A 19,253-nucleotide genomic window follows, 5' to 3' on the forward strand; every position below is an offset into this window, starting at 1 on the left:
AAAACGACCGCGCTTTTCGGTGTTGAACTGATAAGTGCGGTTATTTGTCTGAATCAACTCAACACGCTCTTTCATGCTCACAGATAAACGCCCTTTTACCGACGAAGATCGCACGATTTTACATTCCTATATTGCCGTGGTTGACGGTGTCAGTGCGCTCATCGGGCAACATTGTGAAATCGTTCTACATTCTTTTGAGGATTTAGAACACTCCGCTATTTACATCGCTAACGGACATAACACCAACCGCCAAGTGGGCTCGCCCATGACGGATCTTGCGTTGCGTTCATTGCACAATATGAAATCGGAAAGCGTCAGCAAACCGTATTTTACCCGCGCTAAGAAAAGCAGTGGTTTGATGAAGTCAGTGACTATCGCGATTCGTAACAGCGCAAAACGTATCATTGGTCTGCTTTGCATCAACATCAATCTAGATGTGCCCATGTCGCAATTCTTGCAAAACTTTATTCCGGCATCGGATCACAGTGAAACCTCTGCGGTGAACTTTGCCAGTTCAGTGGAAGAACTGGTGGTGCAAACCGTCGAAAAAACCATTGAGGAAGTGACTTCCGACCGTATGGTGGCAAATAATAATAAAAACCGCCAAATTGTCGTTTCGTTGTATGAGAAAGGCATTTTTGACATTAAAGATGCCATCAACTTGGTGGCGGAACGCCTCAACATTTCCCGTCATACCGTGTATTTATATATCCGCCAAATCAAACAGGATCAGGACGAGTAATCATGGATTATATATTGGTGGTTAAACAGCCGGTTTATGGGAGCCAAGGCGCTTTTCTTGCGTATCAGTTAGCCCAAGAACTGGTTCACAAACATCACATCCGACAAATCTTTTTCTATCAAGACGGTGTCAGCAATGGCAACGCCTTGGTGTATCCCGCCAATGATGAATTCAATTTAGTCAAAGCATGGCAAGCCTTTTCTCGTCAGTTTAATGTGCCGTTACATTTATGTGTTGCCGCAGCGCAACGCCGTGGCGTGGTGGACAGCGAGTCGGCGGCGGATAAAAGTGCGGTCAGTTTGGCGGACGTTTTTCAACTTGCCGGCTTAGGTGAGTTTAGCCAAGCCTTGCTTCAAGCCGATCGGGTGATAACCGTATGAGTAAACTTGCCTTTATTTTTCGACATGCGCCTTATGGCACGGCCAATACACGGGAAGGGTTAGATGCGCTGCTTGCCGCTACGGCATTTTGTGTGGAAGAAGACATTGCGGTGTTTTTCCTAGATGACGGCGTGTTGAACTTGCAAAAACAGCAACAAGCGGAAGCCGTGTTGCAAAAAGACACGGCAAGTGCATTGAAATTATTGGATTTATACGATATCGAACAGCGCTATGTGTGTGCTGATTCACTGCAACAATTTCAGCTGACATCGTCGGATTTCGTCTTGGATTGTGATGTACTACCGCGTCAACAGTTGTTACAAATCCTACAACAAAGTGAAAAAATTCTGACTTTCTGATTATGCTTTATACTTTTTCTCAAGCCCATTATTCACAAACGGAACTGGAACATTATTTGCTAAATGCCACGGCGCAGGATGCGGTGGTGTTATGGCAGGATGGCGTGTTGCTGGCGTTAAAACAGGCAGATGTGTTGGCGCGTTGTCATGCTCCCTGTTTTGCCTTCGAGAACGATATTTTGGCGAGAAATTTAACCGCACTTCTGCCAAATGATGCAAAAGTGCGGTCCATTTCGTTAGCGGATTTTGTCGCGCTCAGCGAACAGTATTTCCCACAAATTGCCCTATAAAGAACGGGTTAAATTTCATATTCCACGCAAACGGGAATTTTTGCCTGCAACAAGAATTGCTTAGTACGTTCATGTTGTGGATTTTCAAAAAATTCGCGCGCGCTGTTTTGTTCCACCACATTCCCGTCAGCCATCAAAATGACTCGATCCGCCACATCGCGGGCAAATTGCATTTCATGGGTCACGATAATCATCGTCCAGCCTTCTTGTACTAAGAGTTTTAGGGTTTGTAGCACTTCGCCCACTAATTCCGGATCTAACGCCGAGGTGGGTTCGTCCAGTAGAATAATATCCGGTTGAATCGCCAACGCGCGGGCAATGCCTACCCGTTGTTGCTGACCACCGGAAAGTTGTGATGGATACAAGTGCATTTTGTCTTTTAAACCCACTTTGGTGAGCAATTCCACGGCGTGTTGTTCCGCTTCTGCCTTGCTTTTCTTTTGCACCACGACCATCCCTTCCATTACATTTTCCAGTGCGGTGCGATGGGGGAACAAATTGTATTGCTGAAACACCATAGATGAGCGACGACGTAATTTGAGTTCGTCCGCTTTGCTGATTTTCTTGGCAAAATCTAAGAAGAGGCTGCCGTCGGTAAAACGCAGTGTGCCCTGTTCAGCGCGTTCCAATAGGTTTAAACAGCGCAAAAAGGTGGTTTTGCCTGAGCCGGAAGGGCCGAGAATCGCCACGACTTCGCCTTTTTCAATGTGAAAATCGATCCCTTTGAGCACTGGATTGCCATTAAATGTTTTATGGATGTTGTTCACTTCTAACATGTGATTTCCTTAAGCCTTGAGATGACGGGATAGGCGTTGTTCCAAGCGGTCTTGTGCAAAGGATAAAATCAAACAAATGCACCAGTAAATCAGTGCGGCTTCGCTATAAATCATAATAAATTCATAGTTTTCTGCGGTGATGTTTTGTGCCACGCGAAACATTTCCGTCACTAACACTAACGACGCCAAAGAAGTATCTTTCACGTTGCTGATAAAGGTGTTTGCCAATGGCGGCACCGATACGCGTAAGGCTTGTGGCATGATGGTGCGAGTGAAGGTTTGATAATAATTCATGCCAATGGAATAGGAGGCTTCCCACTGTCCTTTCGGAATGGATAAAATCGCCGCGCGAATGGTTTCCGAGGCATAAGCGCCAATATTAATGGAAAAGGCGATAATCGCGGTGGGGAACGGATCGAGCTTAATGCCCACTTCAGGTAGCCCGTAGAAAATAATGAAAATCTGCACTAACATCGGCGTGCCGCGAATGGTGGAAACATAAATACGGCAAAGTATTTGCAATAAACGCATGCCGAGATTTGGCTTTTTCACAATGCGAATCAACGCCACAACTAACGCGATAGCGACTCCGGCAAAGAAAGAAATCACCGCCAGCGGAATGGTTTTATCAATGGCGGCTTCCAACATAGGCCAAAAAGAGCTGATGACCTCATCAGCTCTTTCTGCATTCATAAAGGGAAGTGACGCGAGGAAATTATTGAGTAATGTCATCACCGAACCATTTGATTGAAATTTGTTTCAAGGTGCCGTCTTTTCTTAACTCTTCCAATGCTTGGTTGATTTTTTCGATCAGCGGTTCTTCCCCTTTTAATACGGCGAAGCCGGAAGGCACTTTTTCGTCACGTTTTACGGCAATTTTTAAACCGGCATTTGGTTGCTTTTTGAAGTAATCCAAAACAGCCAAGTGATCGTTCACTGTTGTTTCGGCGCGATCTTGCGCAATTAGTTTCAACGCTTGTGCCAAACCGTCCACCACGATTAATTCTGCCCCGTTAGCTTTGGCGATTTTGCCGTAGTTACTGGTTAAGGATTGTGCCGCTTTTTTGCCTTTTAAATCTTCAAAGGTTTTAATGCTATCGTCACCTTCTTTGGTCACGATAACTGCGGTGGAATAGTTATACGGCGCAGTGTAAAGGTATTTTTTCAAACGTTCCGGGCTTGGGTTGGTTTGGTTGGCGATTAAGTCGAAACGTTTGGCGTTTAAACCTGCGTACATAGAATCCCATTGGGTTTCGTTAAATTGAATGGTTAACCCTAAACGTTGTGCTACGGCTTCAATGACTTCCACATCAAAACCGGTTAATTTGCCACTGTCATCGTGGAAGGTGAAAGGGGCATAAGTGCCTTCGGTGCCCACTAATAAGGTTTTGGTTTTTTCTACACGGTCAGAAATTTCACCCGCCATGGTTTGAGTGGTAATACCCAGTGCCAAACCGGATAACAGTAATACGTTTGCGAAAATGGATTTTTTCATCAGTTATTCCTCTCTTGCAAATTGACTTAATAAGACCAAAAGTGCGGTCAATTATTACAGTAAATTTATGCACGATAAAATAATCATTTTCTCTATCGTATAACCAAAAGAAATAAAATAATGGCGTCAGATTAACGGTATTTATCCAAGAAACGGTAATAGTTCACGCCGATTTTTAATGCCAGGTTCTTCACTAATTTGCCGCCGAATATTGAAGGCACTTTTAATTTAGTGAAGATAGCCAAGCGTTCGTCGTTACCTAAAATGGCTTCTGCGACAACACGTCCCGCCAAACCGGTGAGCGCCACGCCGTGGCCGGAATAGCCGTGGGCAAAATAGATATGCGGCGAAATGCGTCCGAAATGCGGATTGGAATTGATGGTCATGTCGATAGGGCCGCTCCAACCGTAATCAATTTTAACGTTTTCCAACTGTGGGAAAACGTGCAACATATTGTGTCGCATGACCTCAATCATGTTTTTCTCGGAACTGGAATCGCTACCGAACAATAAACGGTTGTCGGCGCTTAGGCGGTAATAATCCAGCAAATAATTGCTGTCGCACACAGACATACCGTTGTTGATCACGGAATCGGCGGTGGCTTGATCAAGCGGTTCGGTGGCGATGATAAAACTTTCTACCGGCAGAATTTTGCGTGCAATCCCGTGGTGAATGCTTTTCGGCAAGGCTGCGATGTAGGCATTGGTTGCCAGCACCACATCTTTGGCGATGACAGCGCTTTGATCGGTTATCACTTCAATTTCTGTCGCCTTTTCACGTAAATCCACCACAGGCGATTGCTCATAAATACGCACGCCCAAATCCAAACAAGCTTTTGCCAAACCTAAGCAATAATTGAGCGGATGCAAATGCCCAGAATTACTGTCATACAACGCACCACAATAAATTTTGCTGCCGAGATGTTGTTTCAGTTTTGCCTTGTCCCATAGCTGCATATTTTGATAGCCGAAAATCTCGTGGCTGGCTTTTTCAATGGCGATTAAATCCTCCATGCGCCGCTCGTTGAGCGCCAACGTTGCATAGCCTTTCTTCCAATCGCACTGAATGCCGTATTTCGCAATGCGTTCATCAATAATATCAATGGCTTCTAAGGACATTTGCCATAGCTTACGGGCAGTTTCTAAGCCTACTTGTTCGATATATTCATCGATGCCGTCTTCAAAACCGTTAATGGCTTGCCCACCACTACGCCCAGATGCGCCAAAGCCAACCCGCGCGCCTTCCAGCACGATTACGCTTTTGCCTTGTTCGGCAAGTTCTAATGCCGTGGATAAGCCGAAAAAGCCTGCACCGACAATGCACACGTCAGCCGATTCTTTTTGATTTAATGGCGGTAACTCGAAATGTTGGTTACGGGTGACAGAATAATAGGATTCAATATGTTCTTGATGTGAAAACGCTAGCATAAATAAACGCCTGTAATGAAAAGTGGGTGCATATTACTACGCAAGGGGGAGAAGTCAATATTTGAACAAACACACGAAAAAGTGCGGTTATTTTTCTACCTGAATTTTATATGGCGTAAATCTCGCCTTTGCCGGCATGCGTTCTTGAATACGTGCGCGGTTGAGCGCGAGGGCTGCTTCTGTGGGTTCGTAATCTTGCCATAACGTGGGATCTTGCGGCAACTCTTCATTCCAAATGTATTGCACGTTAAAGCCGCGCGCTTTGCATTCGGCATGCAGAAGATCGTAGCGTTTTTTCAAAAAAGCCATTTTGTTGAAGAAGAAACGAACGTGGCCTTCGCCGAGTTTGTACTCTGCTGGTTGTCCTTTTAAATGATATTTGCCTTTGGCGACGGCATTGGGAATGCGAGTGAGTTCGCGGTGTTCGGCGAGTAAATGTTGATCGCATAATTCGGCAGGTGGCACTAGGTTGATTCGGGTCATGCTTTTTCTATAAGGTTAAAAATGATGCATCATACTAGAAGAAATCGGCGATATCGTCCAATGACTTTTTTATTGGCATCCATAAAAGTATAAAGTGCGGTCAAAAATGGGTGTATTTTTTGACCGCACTTTGCGTTTTGTTTATTGCAACGCTTTCAATGCCTTGCGATATTCTTTTGATTGTTGCAATAAAATTTTAGCGGCTTCGCGCAGTTTATCCACGTCAGACTCCGGCAAATAGAAAGAGGTACCGATGTTGAGGACGTCATTTTTCAACTGTCCTTCCGGTAGATTTTTCAAACTCAAATTCACAAAATAAATTCTAATTTTTACGTCTTTTTTACGCTTAGCATAAGCGTTCCATTGTTCGGCAAATTTTTGTGAGTATTTCACCGTAGATTCCGTGGTTTTATCAATCGGTACATTAATGACCGTGTTCACCACTTCTTTGATGCCCGGTACGTCGGCAGATTTATCAATGTGGCTGGTGCGCTCGTTTTGTGCGTTGACGTTGACCACCACAATATTGCGTAAATTGTAGTGTTTAAGCTCAGCATATAATTTGCGCATGCTGAGTAAATTCGACACATCCAATAAACTGGCTAGGCCAAGATTGTCTGTTAAGCCGCCGTCAACCAGATGTAAATACGGTCTTTCCGCGCTGTTTTGGTAACGTGCAACACGTTTTTTCATGGCTTCAAAATTACTCAACAACAGACGATTTTTCGGTTGTGTCAGCATCAGCAAGTTTTTTTTGCTTTCCGCATGGCAGGTGCCGCCGTGATTGTTTTGTGTGATTGGCGAGAAAATTAGCGGCACGGCACTGGATGCAGCCACGGCGCGGGCGATTTCAACATCATTGAGATCCAAGCAAAGCCAATCGAAGAAATCTTGTGTAAAGGAAATTTTTTGTTCTGCGGTCATGTCGGTGGCATTAATGACGGCAAAGGGCCCTTTACGTTGTTCAAGGTCGGCAAATTTTTTCCCACCATACAATGCGAGATTGAGCTGCTCCTGTAACAAATCGCTACGTCCGAATTGTGGGGAGGTAAGGCGAGGGACGTTGCTTACAGAAAGGACTTCGTTAATGACTTTTTTCTGGAAATTCTTTTTCAAAAAGAACTCATTAAATTTCGGAATAATGTCTTGTCCTTCTAACGCAAAATACGCGGCAAGCACGGAGCCGCCTGAGACACCATACACCACGTCAATATTTTGTAACAAGGTATCGCCTTTTTCAGTTGGACGTACGCTGGCGTGTTGGAATTGTTCTAACACACCGTAACCCAAAGAAGCTGCCCGTGAGCCACCGCCGGAAAAGGCGACGATCACTAAATTTTCTTTTTGCAACGCCTGTTGCATCGCATTTTCCAGACGATAACCTTTTTCCGGTTCGATTTGCTCGATGGTTTTGGTGGGGTGATAAATAATGGAATGGCATGCGGTAAGTAAAGCAAGGCTGCCAGCAAGTAAGGTGAATTTGAAAGAAAAGTGAAGGTGTTTCATAACAATATCCCTTTGCTGTGATTGGATAATTTTTATTCTACAACGCTTATAAGCAAGGGGAAAGGGAGGTTGATCACACATCATGGATTTTGACGGTTGGTGATGCCATTGAGTCAGCCTAAGTGCGGTAAGAATCTGTAACGTTTTACATAAAAACAACCTGAAAATTCACCGCACTTTATGCTGTAAAATTTCGCCCGGTTTGCCCGAAAGCACGGGACAAGCGTTTAAAATCTGCTATACTGCCCGCTGAGTTTTTACTCAGTTCCTTTATGAAAATTAACCACTCGCTATGATTAGCTTTGGAGGACAATAAATTGAAAAATTTGTTTGCAAAAACGCTTAAAACCCTCGGCTTGACGCTGACTCTCCTTTCCACCACCGCCTTTGCGCAAGAAAAACTGTATGTTTATAACTGGACCGATTATGTTCCTTCCAGTCTTGTTGCTGAATTTACCAAAGAAACCGGTATTGAAGTGATTTATTCCACCTTTGAAAGCAACGAAGAAATGTATGCCAAACTCAAACTGATTTCTGATAACGCCGGTTATGACTTGGTATTCCCATCCAGCTATTATGTGAACAAAATGGCGAAAGACGGCATGTTGCAAAAGCTCGATCACAGTAAGTTAAGCAATTTCAAACAAATTCCCGACAATTTATTGCATAAAGACTTCGATCCGAACAACGAGTATTCCTTGCCGTATGTTTACGGCTTGACCGGGTTGGCGGTGAATTCCGAAGATATTGACCCAAGCAAAATCACCAGCTGGGCGGATTTATGGAATCCGGAATACAAAGGCAAAGTGTTGCTGACCAGTGATGCGCGTGAAGTATTTCATGTTGCGTTATTGTTAGATGGCAAATCGCCGAATACCACCAATGAAGAAGAGATTAAAGCGGCTTATGAGCGCTTGGTGAAACTGCTACCGAATGTGGCGGTGTTTAATTCCGACTCGCCGGAACTGCCTTATGTGCAAGGCGAGGTGTCATTAGGCATGATTTGGAATGGTTCCGGCTATTTGGCGCATAAAGAAAATGACAAAATTGCTTTTGTGTATCCGAAAGAAGGCGCGATTTTCTGGATGGATAATTACGCGATTCCAAAAAGCGCAAAAAATGTCGAAAATGCCTATAAATTCATCGATTTCCTATTGCGTCCTGAAAATGCCAAAGTGGTGTTGGAACGGTTGGGTTATTCCATGCCAAATAATGGGGTGAAAGCCTTGTTGGATCAGACTATGGCGGAAAATCCAACTTTATTCCCACCGGCAGCGGAAGTGGAAAAAGGCATTATCCAAAGCGATGTAGGCTCCGCGGTAGATATTTATGAAAAATATTGGAATCAATTAAAAACCAATTAATTTCTATTCTGCTAATAAATACATGAAAAACGACCCGCACTTTATATGTAAGTGCGGGTCGTTTTTTTACTTAAGCCATCAAATGATAAAAATCCACCGAATTAACATTTATTTTATAAGATGAAACCTATTGATTTCATTACGTAAGAACACGTCTTAAAAGTTGCTTTCTGGGCTAAGTGGGGGTATATTCCTAGTACTTTTTGGCTATGCGCAAAGATAGCTATCTTAACGATTCAACTCGTTTTTCCACCCTCCAAATAAAGGAATACATTATGACTAACCAGTTAGATTCTCTTCGCGAACTTACCGTTGTTGTTGCCGATACCGGTGACATTGATGCCATTCGTCAATATAAACCTGAAGATGCCACGACGAATCCATCTTTGATTCTGAGTGCAGCGGCGCTACCTCAATATGCGGCGTTGATTGATGAAGCAATTGCTTATGGTAAACAACAAAGTCAAGACAAAGCACAGCAACTTATTGATGCAGAAGATAAATTGGCAGTCAACATTGGTTTGGAAATCTTAAAATTAGTGCCGGGTCGCGTTTCTACGGAAGTGGATGCACGTCTTTCTTATGACACCGAGGCGACCGTTGCAAAAGCAAGAAAACTAATTGCGTTATATGAAGCGGCAGGCATTAATAAAAATCGTATTTTGATTAAAATCGCCTCTACATGGCAAGGTATCCGTGCTGCGGAAGTCCTAGAAAAAGAAGGCATCAACTGTAACCTCACCTTATTATTCTCCGAAGCGCAAGCACGCGCTTGTGCAGAAGCCGGTGTTTATTTGATCTCGCCATTTGTAGGCCGTATTTTAGACTGGTATAAAGCTAACACCGATAAAAAAGAATATGCGCCGGCAGAAGATCCGGGCGTGATTTCTGTGACCAAAATTTACAATTACTACAAACAATATGGCTATAAAACCGTGGTGATGGGCGCCAGTTTCCGTAACGTGGGCGAAATCATTGAATTAGCCGGTTGCGACCGTTTAACTATTGCTCCGCCACTATTAAAAGCCCTACACGAAACACCAAATGCAGTGGTGAGAAAACTGGGTTTCCAAGGCGAAGTGCAAGCCAAACCGCAACCATTAACCGAAGCTGAATTCTATTGGCAACATAACAGTGATGCCATGGCAGTGGAAAAACTGGCCGAGGGTATTCGTAAATTTGCCGTTGACCAAGGCAAATTAGAAGAGATGTTACTGTCTAAATGGTAATGGTTTATTAGTTATGTATTAAGCAAAAGTGCGGTGGACATTTTCCGTGTTTAAAAACGCTGAAAAATCTGACCGCACTTTTTTATGAGCACACCCTATTTTGTCAATTTATCTCAATCAGGAGGCACAATGTCAACTCGTCAACAACTCGCCAATGCCATTCGCTTTTTAAGTATGGATTCGGTGCAAAAAGCTAAATCCGGTCACCCGGGCGCACCGATGGGCATGGCGGATATCGCAGAAGTATTATGGCGTGATTTTTTACATCACAACCCAACTAACCCACAATGGGCTAACCGCGACCGTTTCGTGTTATCTAACGGCCATGGTTCCATGCTGATTTACAGCTTGTTGCATTTAAGCGGTTACGATGTATCTATTGAAGATTTAAAACAATTCCGTCAGTTACATTCCAAAACACCGGGACACCCAGAGTTTGGTTATACACCCGGTGTTGAAACCACTACAGGCCCACTAGGTCAAGGTATCACCAACGCAGTCGGTATGGCGATTGCAGAGAAAACGTTAGCGGGTCAATTTAACCGTGAAGGTCATAACATCGTGGATCACCACACCTATGTTTTCTTGGGCGATGGCTGTTTAATGGAAGGGATTTCCCACGAGGCTTGTTCTTTAGCAGGTACCTTGGGCTTAGGTAAATTAATTGCGTTCTACGATGACAATAACATTTCTATTGATGGTCATGTTGACGGTTGGTTTACCGATGATACACAAAAACGCTTTGAGGCTTACGGCTGGCAAGTAATTCCGGCAATCGACGGTCACAACCCGACACAAATTATTGAGGCGATTAAACAAGCGCAAGCGGAAACCAACAAACCGACCTTAATTATTTGTAAAACCATTATCGGTTTCGGTTCCCCGAATAAATCTAACTCTCACGATTGCCACGGCGCACCATTAGGTGATGAAGAAATCGCATTAACCCGTAAAGCACTAAACTGGAATTACGCACCGTTTGAGATCCCAGCCGATATTTATGCACAATGGGATGCAAAAGCGAAAGGCTCAGAGCTAGAAAAAGCATGGCATGAAAAATTTGCTGCTTATGCGAAAGCCTATCCGGAATTGGCTGCTGAATTTACCCGCCGCATGGAGAAAAACCTTCCGGCTGATTGGGCAAAAGAATCTCAGGCGTTTATTGAGCATTTACAAGCGAACCCGGCAAGCATTGCAAGCCGTAAAGCCTCACAAAATGCTATTGAAGCTTATGCAAAAGTGTTACCGGAATTACTTGGCGGTTCTGCCGACTTGGCAAGTTCCAACCTTACGCTTTGGTCCGGTTCTAAACCGATTCGCGCGACTCAAAACGTGGATGGTAACTACCTCAACTATGGCGTACGCGAGTTCGGTATGGCGGCAATCATGAACGGTATTGCGCTTCATGGCGGTTTCATTCCTTATGGCGCAACGTTCCTTATGTTCATGGAATACGCTCACAACGCGATTCGCATGGCAGCACTAATGAAACAACGCAGCTTATTCGTGTTCACCCATGATTCCATCGGTTTAGGCGAAGACGGTCCAACCCACCAACCGGTTGAACAAACCTCCGCATTGCGTTTAATTCCGAACTTGAACACATGGCGCCCTTGCGACCAAGTAGAATCTGCCATTGCTTGGAAAGCAGCGATTGAAAGAACCGATGGCCCAAGCGCATTAATTTTCACCCGTCAAAACTTGGCACAAATGGACCGCACTTCTGAGCAATTAGCTAACGTGGCGCGCGGTGCTTATGTATTAAAAGACTGCGCCGGCACGCCGGATCTGATTTTCATTGCGACCGGCTCTGAAGTGGAATTGGCGGTGAAAGCGGCAGAACAATTAACTGGAGAAGGCAAAAAAATCCGTGTGGTTTCAATGCCAAGTACGAACGTGTTCGACAAACAAGACGAGGCTTATCGCGAAGCCGTATTGCCAAGTGCGGTAACTAAACGTGTGGCTGTTGAAGCAGGCATTGCCGATTTCTGGTACAAATACGTCGGTTTCAACGGTCGTATCGTTGGTATGAACAGCTTCGGTGAATCCGCACCGGCAGACCAATTGTTCAAACTCTTTGGCTTCACGGTGGATAATGTGGTCGCTAAAGCGAAAGAAATTCTTTAATTTCTGACCGCACTTTAAACAAAAAAAACCACCTCTGTATGAGGTGGTTTTTTCTTATAATTCAAATCAATGAAATGAATGACCAGTCGTTTCTTTCAGAAGTTAGGTTTTATGCCTTTAAAAGAATGATTAGACCTTTTTTGAGAGGTAATATGAGGCAAAAGAAATAAAGGGAGGAGGTATGATAAAACGTTGTTCTTGGTCGGAGGAGTTGCCAATTTATCGAGATTATCACGATAAGGAATGGGGCAAGCCGCAATTTGATGAGCAGAAATTATTTGAAAAGCTATGTTTGGAAGGTCAGCAAGCGGGGTTGTCTTGGATTACGATTTTGAAAAAGCGAGAAAATTATCGAAACGCTTTTTTTCAATTTGATCCGGAAAAAGTTGCCCAAATGACGGCTGAAGACATTGATCAATGTATGCAAAATCCAGGATTGATTCGTTACCGAGCAAAGCTAGAAGCCATTGTTAAAAATGCGCAGGCATTTCTTGCCATGAAAAAGTGCGGTGAGAATTTCAGTGATTTTATTTGGTCTTTTGTGAATCATCAGCCGCAAATGAATGATGTCCCCGAGCTTTCGGTGGTGCCGGCACAAACGCCAACGTCTATTGAAATGTCAAAAGCGTTAAAAAAACGCGGTTTTGTGTTTGTCGGTCCAACCACCTGTTATGCCTTTATGCAATCCATGGGATTGGTGAATGATCACTGGAATGAATGCCACTGTAAATCGCCGGATTAAACAGTGCGATCCCCCTTATTTTCCCGTATAATCACGCCATTATTTGGCTAGAAAAATGGTTGTCCAATGAAGAAAAATGCTTATACCTTAATTTCACTGTCAATTTTGACCGCACTTTATAGCGCAACAAGTGCCGCCGATTTAGCAAAACAATGTTTATCCGGCGTACCGCACTTTAGCGGTGAGGTGGTGTCCGAAAATCCAAATGATTTGCCGATTTACATCGAGGCGGACAGTGCGGAAATCAACCAATCTAACGGCGGTGTTTATAAAGGCAACGTAGATATCAAGCAAGGCGTTCGCCATTTGCAATCTGCGGAAGTGGAGATTCAACAGACAGGTGCAGGCGATAACGTAGAACGTTATGCCTTTGCCCGTGGCGGTTTTGATTACCGGGACAACCAAATTAATCTTTTGGGTGACGATGCGAAAGTGCATTTAAACAACAAAGATACGGATATTCAAAATGCCAATTATCAATTAGTGGATCGCCAAGGCCGTGGCGCGGCAGAAAGTGTAGAATTGCGTGATGACTATCGCGTGATGAAAAATGCCACTTTTACCTCTTGTTTGCCGGACGATAATTCTTGGTCTATTTACGCCAATGAAATGCGTCAACATGTAAAAGAAGAATATGCGGAAATGTGGCATGCCCGTTTACGCGTACATGGCGTGCCGGTGTTTTATACACCGTATTTACAGCTTCCAATTGGCGATCGCCGTCGCTCCGGGTTACTTGTGCCGGTTGTGGGACATTCCAGCCGTGACGGTTATTTCTATGCCCAACCGGTGTATTGGAATATTGCGCCGAATTTTGATGCCACGATTGCGCCAAAATATATGTCTCGCCGTGGTTGGCAAGTTAACGGTGAGTTTCGTTACCTTAGTGCCTTGGGTGAAGGGCAAATTGCTGGTGAATATTTGAATGATGACCGCTTAAGTGATTATGTCAGCGATAACCGTAAACGTCATTTATTCCATTGGAAACACAATGCGGCGTTTGCACAGGATTGGCGCTTAGATATTGATTACACCAAAGTGAGTGACAAACGTTATTTTACTGATATTGATTCCAACTATGGTAGCAGCACCGATGGCTATACGAATCAAATCGCGCGTTTAGCCTATTATCAACCGAACTACAATATCGCCCTTTCCGCCAAACAATTCCAAATTTTTGATGAAGTAGATGTTGGGCCTTATCGTGCGTTACCGCAAATTGATTTCAATTATTACCAAAACGGTTTGCTTGACGATAAGCTCGATTTTAAACTCTTTTCTCAAGCGGTGCGCTTTGATAATGACAGTGCAAGCATGCCAAAAGCGTGGCGTTTTCACCTTGAGCCAAGTTTAAATAGTACGTTGTCAAATCGTTATGGTAGCGCAAATTTTGAAACCAAATTATATGCGACCCATTACCAACAAAAGCGGGGTAAGGGAGCGGCTGCCGAGGATGTTGAACGTAGCGTTACTCGTGTAATTCCACAATTTAAAGCAGATTTCCAAACCGTATTGGCGAGCAACAAGAGTTTCTTAGACGGCTACACACAGACCCTTGAGCCGCGTGTGCAATATTTGTATCGCCCTTATAAAAACCAAAGCAATATCGGCTCGAAACGAAATTCAGAGTACCTTGGCTTTGGATACGATTCTTCATTATTGCAACAAGACTATTTCTCTTTGTTCCGCGATCGCCGTTACAGCGGCTTAGACCGAATTGCTTCGGTCAACCAAGTGACGGTTGGCGGAACGATGCGCTTCTTTGATGAAAACAAAGAAGAGCGTTTTAATGTTGCCGCCGGACAAACCTATTATTTGGAATCTTCACGCATTGACGATGATCCGCGTAATAAAACCTCCGGTTTATCTTCTTCCTGGGCGGTTGAGTCTAACTGGAAGATTGATGAACAATGGCACTGGCGTGCGAGTTTTCAATACGACCAACAGTTAAAACAAATTTCTTTAGCAAATACCGGCATCGAATTTAACCCAATGAACCATAATGTCATTCAGTTAAATTATCGTTATGTGAGTCAAGAATATATCGATCAAAACTTAACGTCTAATGCTCAAGGCTATAACCAAGACATTAATCAGTTAGGGATTCAATTCGGTTGGGAATTAACGGATAACTGGGCAATCGTTGGGCGTTATTACCAAGATCTTTCTTTGCAAAAACCGGTAGAACAATACCTTGGTCTGCAATATAACACGTGTTGCTGGAGTGTTGGTGTGGGAGCAAGACGTTATGTCACAAACCGTCAAAATCAAAGAAATGATGAGATTTTTTATGATAATGCCATCGGCGTGACCTTTGAATTACGTGGTTTCGGCAATGATCACCAAAGCGGTATCGAAAATATGATGAGACGCGGAAAATTGCCTTATCTACAAGCGTTCAGCTTATATTAACCGTATGAGATAAATGAAAAACGTGAGCCATAAGCTCACGTTTTTTATTTTTATATGGTATTAAAGTGCGGTCGTTTTTCTCTGCATTTTTACTCTGCCAACGCATCCTGTAATCGCCCTTTGTTCTGCGCTAAAACAGCTTCTGCTTGCGCTTTATCTAATCTGCTCAACAGCATCATAATCGCCAATTTTGCATTGCCATTGGTGGTGTGTAAGGTTTGTTCGGCGGTAGCTTGGTCGCAATCAGTCGCTTGCATAACGATGCGAATGGCGCGCGCTTTGAGTTTTTGGTTAGTGGCTTGTACGTCCACCATAAGATTTTGATAGCACTTGCCGAGACGAATCATGGCAGCGGTGGTGAGCATATTCAGCACCATTTTTTGCGCTGTACCGGATTTTAAACGGCTAGAACCGGTGAGTGCTTCAGGGCCGACCGCAGTGGTGATGGCAATGTCTGCTATTTCGCTCATGATAGCGTTCGGGTTGCTGACCAAAGAAACCGTGATAGCACCGAGTTGTTTGGCATAGGTTAAGCCGCCGATGACGTAAGGCGTGCGACCACTGGCAGCGATACCCACCAGTACGTCTTTGTTACTGAAATGAATATGGCGTAAATCCTGCTCGCCTGCTTTGCGATTATCTTCTGCTCCTTCCACGGCATTGCGTAAGGCAGTTTCGCCACCGGCAATTAAGCCCACCACCATACTTGACGACACGCCAAACGTTGGCGGGCATTCGGACGCATCCAGTACGCCAAGGCGACCACTGGTGCCGGCACCCATATAAACCAAGCGTCCGCCCGCCTGAAATGCCGCCACGATGTGTTCTACCGCCTGTGCGATTTGTGGCAAATTTTTCTCCACGGCGAAAGCCACTTGTTTGTCTTCATGATTTAACAGCGTGACAACCTCTAACGATGATAAAGCATCAATGTGCAAAGTGTTCGGGTTACGTTGTTCGCTTAACATTTTTTCAAGACTGTTTAATAAATTCTGTTCGCTCATGCCTGTGTCTCCGCAGGGAAAATTGCGCCTAAACTGACCGCACATTGGGCGCCGGTCACACTTGGCAAGTTAGACGGTTGGTTATGTATGCGGCGATAAGCCAGCCAAGCAAAGGCGGCAGCTTCTACATAATCCACATCCAATCCTTCATCATTGGTCGGGCGGCATTGCCATTGTGGTAATAGCGCTTGTAATCGCGCCATCAGCAAGCTGTTTTTTGCACCACCGCCGCAGACTAACAACCGGCGTGGTAATGGCGTTTCAAGTTGATTTAATGCGAGTGCAATGCTTTGTGCGGTAAATTCCAACAAAGTGGCTTGTACGTCTTGTGGTGGAATCTCGCCTAAAAGTGCGGTGGTTTTTTCTAATGTTTTTTCAAGCCAGGCAAGATTGAATAACTCACGCCCGGTGCTTTTCGGTGGGAGCAGTTGGAAATAAGGTTCTTTCAACATTTCCGTCAATAATTCTGCTCGCACGTTTCCACTACGCGCCCATTGCCCGTCAGCATCATAAGATTTTCCGAGATGGCGTTCGATCCAACCGTCCATCAGCGCATTGCCTGTGCCGGTGTCGTAGCCAATAATTGGTTGATGGGGAAAGAGGATGGATATATTGCTGATACCACCGATGTTCAGTACCACAGTTGCCCAATTCTCATCATAAAACCACGCTTGATGAAACGCCGGCACTAACGGCGCGCCTTGCCCGCCAAATGCCATATCTTTACGTCGGAAATCCCCGACCACATCAATGCCGGTGCGCGCAGCAAGCAGGTTCATGTCGCCTAATTGCATGGTGAACGGAAAATTGCCTTGCGGTGCATGCCAAACAGTTTGTCCGTGGCAACCGATCGCGCGAATTTGCTGCGGTTGCAGTTGGTGGTGGGTGAGAAAATGATTGACCGCGTTAGCGTATAGCAAGGCTAAGCGCTGATCCAATTCGCCCAGTTGCTGCAATGTAGAACTGCCTTGCGAAATTAATTGCAATAAATCTTGGCGTAATTCTGCGGGCATTGGCGTGAATTGTGCCGCGATAAATTGCGGTTGTTCGCCAAATGCCATTAGCGAAATGTCCACACCGTCCAAACTGGTGCCGGACATGATGCCGAGATAATATTCTTGTTGCATGGCGGCTTATCCTTAACTTAACTCGAAATGGCAAGAATGATATACTAGTGCGCAATTTTTAGCGAACAAAAGAGACATTTTTATGACAACTCAAGCACTCAGCGTCGTCATTTTGGCGGCCGGCAAAGGCACCCGCATGTATTCCGATTTACCCAAAGTCTTACATCCGATTGCGGGCAAACCGATGGTGAAACACGTTATTGACACAGCGAAACAACTTGGCGCGCGCAATATTCATTTGGTTTACGGACACGGTGGCGATTTAATGCAACAGCGTTTGGCGGCGGAACCGGTGAATTGGGTTTTGCAAACAGAACAGCTCGGCACAGGGCATGCGATGCAACAGGCTGCACCGTTTTTTGCGGATGACGAAAATATTTTGATGGTGTACGGCGATGGACCGATGATCACGCCTGAAACCTTGCAAAAGTTGATTAATGCCAAGCCTGAAAATGGCGTTGCTGTTTTAACGGTGGTATTGGATAACCCAACAGGATATGGCCGAATTTTACGTGAAAACGGTAAAGTCATTGGGATTGTGGAGCAAAAAGATGCCTCACCGGAACAACGGGAGATTCGTGAGATCAATACGGGGGTTTTGGTTGCTGACGGCGCGAGTTTTAAGAAATGGCTTGCTCAGTTAGACAATAATAATGCGCAAGGCGAGTATTACATTACAGATGTCATTGGGCTAGCAAATCGTGATGGGCGTGCTGTTGTTGCAGTACAAGCTGAGGATTTTATGGAAGTTGAAGGTATTAATAACCGTCAACAATTAGCGCGCATGGAGCGTTATTTTCAGCGTAAACAAGCGGATAAACTGATGTTGGCAGGCGTGATGCTGTTAGATCCTGAGCGTTTTGATTTGCGTGGTAACTTGACTCACGGCAAGGATGTTGAAATTGATGTTAACGTGATTTTAAACGGCGAAGTGCGGTTGGGAAATCGCGTGAAAATCGGTGCCGGCTGCGTGCTGACAAACTGTGACATCGGCGATGACGTGGAAATTAAACCGTATTCTGTACTGGAAGATGCCACCGTGGGCGCCAATGCGGCTATTGGCCCATTCTCCCGCTTACGCCCGGGCGCCGAACTGGCAGAAAACACCCATGTGGGCAACTTTGTGGAAATAAAAAAAGCACAAATCGGCAAAGGTTCTAAAGTGAACCACTTAACCTATGTGGGCGATGCGGAAATCGGTCAAAATTGTAATATCGGCGCAGGCGTGATTACCTGTAACTATGACGGTGCCAATAAATTTAAAACCACCATCGGCGATAACGTCTTTGTGGGCTCCGACAGCCAACTTATCGCACCGGTGACAATTGAAAGCGGTGCGACGATTGGTGCCGGCTCCACCATTCGCCGTAACGTGAAACAAGATGAGCTGGTGACCACTCGTGTGCCGCAAAAACACGTACAAGGTTGGGAAAGACCGAAGAAGAAATAAGTTAAATTGATTTCACGTTTCAAAGAGCAACATGGCTAGACTGTGTTGCTCTTTTTTATGGTATTTGAGGAATAAAGTGCGGTGGATTTTAACGGCATTTTCTCAGCAAATGTTTTTGATAACGTATACAATTCACGAAAGAAAACCACCTGAGACGGTGGTTTTGATAAAAAAGTGCGGTTAAAAATGTTGACGTTTCCAACCGCACTTTACCCTCGGGATGTGACCCATTGCATGAGAGACATTCATCTTCTCATGCACCGCTATTAAAATATTGGCAACCCATTGCTTTAGGCTGTTACCGAAATCCCTAGTAGAGAGTTTGTCGATCCTTCGACAC

Annotated in this window: 18 protein-coding genes; 10 read left to right on the top strand and 8 right to left on the bottom strand. The window is 44.7% G+C overall.

All coding sequences use genetic code 11. From position 1 onward, the window contains the following. Positions 1–73 precede the first annotated feature (73 nt). From AC30SH_RS00585 to AC30SH_RS00600, 4 genes are read left to right on the top strand one after another with little or no spacing between them, the layout of a single operon-like run. Positions 74–742, top strand: a complete 669-nt coding sequence (locus tag AC30SH_RS00585; protein ID WP_212510092.1) for a helix-turn-helix transcriptional regulator — start codon at positions 74–76, stop codon at positions 740–742. 2 nt (positions 743–744) lie between these two features. Beyond that, the gene (gene tusD, locus AC30SH_RS00590; RefSeq protein WP_212510091.1) at positions 745–1,122 is read left to right on the top strand and encodes a sulfurtransferase complex subunit TusD; all 378 of its coding nucleotides are present in this window, start codon (positions 745–747) and stop codon (positions 1,120–1,122) included. Beyond that, a complete protein-coding gene (tusC, locus tag AC30SH_RS00595) occupies positions 1,119–1,481 on the top strand; it encodes a sulfurtransferase complex subunit TusC (RefSeq protein ID WP_212510090.1) in 363 nt (120 codons plus the stop codon). The genes tusD and tusC overlap by 4 nt, the downstream gene beginning before the upstream one ends. Before the next feature lie 2 nt (positions 1,482–1,483). Then, positions 1,484–1,771, top strand: a complete 288-nt coding sequence (locus AC30SH_RS00600; protein ID WP_212510089.1) for a DsrH/TusB family sulfur relay protein — start codon at positions 1,484–1,486, stop codon at positions 1,769–1,771. Positions 1,772–1,779: 8 nt separating this feature from the next. On the opposite strand, the gene AC30SH_RS00605 is transcribed toward AC30SH_RS00600, so the two are convergent. The 6 genes from AC30SH_RS00605 to AC30SH_RS00630 all read right to left on the bottom strand — a co-directional run bounded on the left by AC30SH_RS00605 (position 1,780) and on the right by AC30SH_RS00630 (position 7,458). Then, positions 1,780–2,547, bottom strand: coding sequence for an amino acid ABC transporter ATP-binding protein (locus AC30SH_RS00605; protein ID WP_212510088.1), 768 nt, complete (start codon positions 2,545–2,547; stop codon positions 1,780–1,782). 9 nt (positions 2,548–2,556) lie between these two features. Beyond that, positions 2,557–3,279 carry an amino acid ABC transporter permease gene (locus tag AC30SH_RS00610; RefSeq protein ID WP_315027748.1) on the bottom strand — a complete coding sequence of 241 codons (723 nt, stop codon included), beginning with the start codon at positions 3,277–3,279 and terminating at the stop codon, positions 2,557–2,559. Beyond that, positions 3,263–4,042 (bottom strand): amino acid ABC transporter substrate-binding protein, encoded by a 780-nt coding sequence (locus AC30SH_RS00615; RefSeq protein WP_212510086.1) that lies wholly within the window; start codon positions 4,040–4,042, stop codon positions 3,263–3,265. Before AC30SH_RS00615 ends, AC30SH_RS00610 begins: the two co-directional genes overlap by 17 nt. Before the next feature lie 131 nt (positions 4,043–4,173). Further along, on the bottom strand, positions 4,174–5,469 hold the full coding sequence (locus AC30SH_RS00620) for an NAD(P)/FAD-dependent oxidoreductase (RefSeq protein ID WP_489581954.1): 1,296 nt from the start codon (positions 5,467–5,469) through the stop codon (positions 4,174–4,176). 87 nt (positions 5,470–5,556) lie between these two features. Continuing rightward, entirely contained in the window at positions 5,557–5,952 is a 396-nt protein-coding gene (locus AC30SH_RS00625) for a pyrimidine dimer DNA glycosylase/endonuclease V (RefSeq protein WP_212510084.1), read from the bottom strand. 141 nt (positions 5,953–6,093) lie between these two features. Then, positions 6,094–7,458 carry a patatin-like phospholipase family protein gene (locus tag AC30SH_RS00630; protein WP_315027752.1) on the bottom strand — a complete coding sequence of 455 codons (1,365 nt, stop codon included), beginning with the start codon at positions 7,456–7,458 and terminating at the stop codon, positions 6,094–6,096. 317 nt (positions 7,459–7,775) lie between these two features. On the opposite strand from AC30SH_RS00630, the gene AC30SH_RS00635 reads away from it, so the two are divergent. The 5 genes from AC30SH_RS00635 to lptD all read left to right on the top strand — a co-directional run bounded on the left by AC30SH_RS00635 (position 7,776) and on the right by lptD (position 15,332). Continuing rightward, on the top strand, positions 7,776–8,822 hold the full coding sequence (locus AC30SH_RS00635) for an extracellular solute-binding protein (protein WP_315027754.1): 1,047 nt from the start codon (positions 7,776–7,778) through the stop codon (positions 8,820–8,822). Between the two features lie 275 nt (positions 8,823–9,097). Further along, complete coding sequence (gene tal / locus AC30SH_RS00640) at positions 9,098–10,051, top strand: transaldolase (RefSeq protein WP_489581955.1); 954 nt, start codon at positions 9,098–9,100, stop codon at positions 10,049–10,051. 129 nt (positions 10,052–10,180) lie between these two features. Next, complete coding sequence (tkt, locus tag AC30SH_RS00645; protein WP_489581956.1) at positions 10,181–12,178, top strand: transketolase; 1,998 nt, start codon at positions 10,181–10,183, stop codon at positions 12,176–12,178. A gap of 181 nt (positions 12,179–12,359) precedes the next feature. Beyond that, positions 12,360–12,920, top strand: a complete 561-nt coding sequence (locus tag AC30SH_RS00650; RefSeq protein WP_489581957.1) for a DNA-3-methyladenine glycosylase I — start codon at positions 12,360–12,362, stop codon at positions 12,918–12,920. 66 nt (positions 12,921–12,986) lie between these two features. Beyond that, positions 12,987–15,332 (top strand): LPS assembly protein LptD, encoded by a 2,346-nt coding sequence (gene lptD, locus AC30SH_RS00655; RefSeq protein WP_489581958.1) that lies wholly within the window; start codon positions 12,987–12,989, stop codon positions 15,330–15,332. Positions 15,333–15,421: 89 nt separating this feature from the next. On the opposite strand, the gene murQ is transcribed toward lptD, so the two are convergent. Both murQ and AC30SH_RS00665 read right to left on the bottom strand, forming a co-directional pair. After that, positions 15,422–16,336 carry an N-acetylmuramic acid 6-phosphate etherase gene (gene murQ, locus AC30SH_RS00660; protein WP_314885809.1) on the bottom strand — a complete coding sequence of 305 codons (915 nt, stop codon included), beginning with the start codon at positions 16,334–16,336 and terminating at the stop codon, positions 15,422–15,424. Further along, a complete protein-coding gene (locus AC30SH_RS00665; protein ID WP_314885811.1) occupies positions 16,333–17,463 on the bottom strand; it encodes an anhydro-N-acetylmuramic acid kinase in 1,131 nt (376 codons plus the stop codon). The genes murQ and AC30SH_RS00665 overlap by 4 nt, the downstream gene beginning before the upstream one ends. 82 nt (positions 17,464–17,545) lie before the next feature. On the opposite strand from AC30SH_RS00665, the gene glmU reads away from it, so the two are divergent. Continuing rightward, positions 17,546–18,913: a bifunctional UDP-N-acetylglucosamine diphosphorylase/glucosamine-1-phosphate N-acetyltransferase GlmU gene (gene glmU, locus AC30SH_RS00670; protein ID WP_230621962.1), complete on the top strand. Its 1,368-nt coding sequence runs from the start codon at positions 17,546–17,548 to the stop codon at positions 18,911–18,913. Positions 18,914–19,253 lie beyond the last annotated feature (340 nt).

It is taken from the genome of Aggregatibacter sp. HK296 (assembly GCF_980469475.1).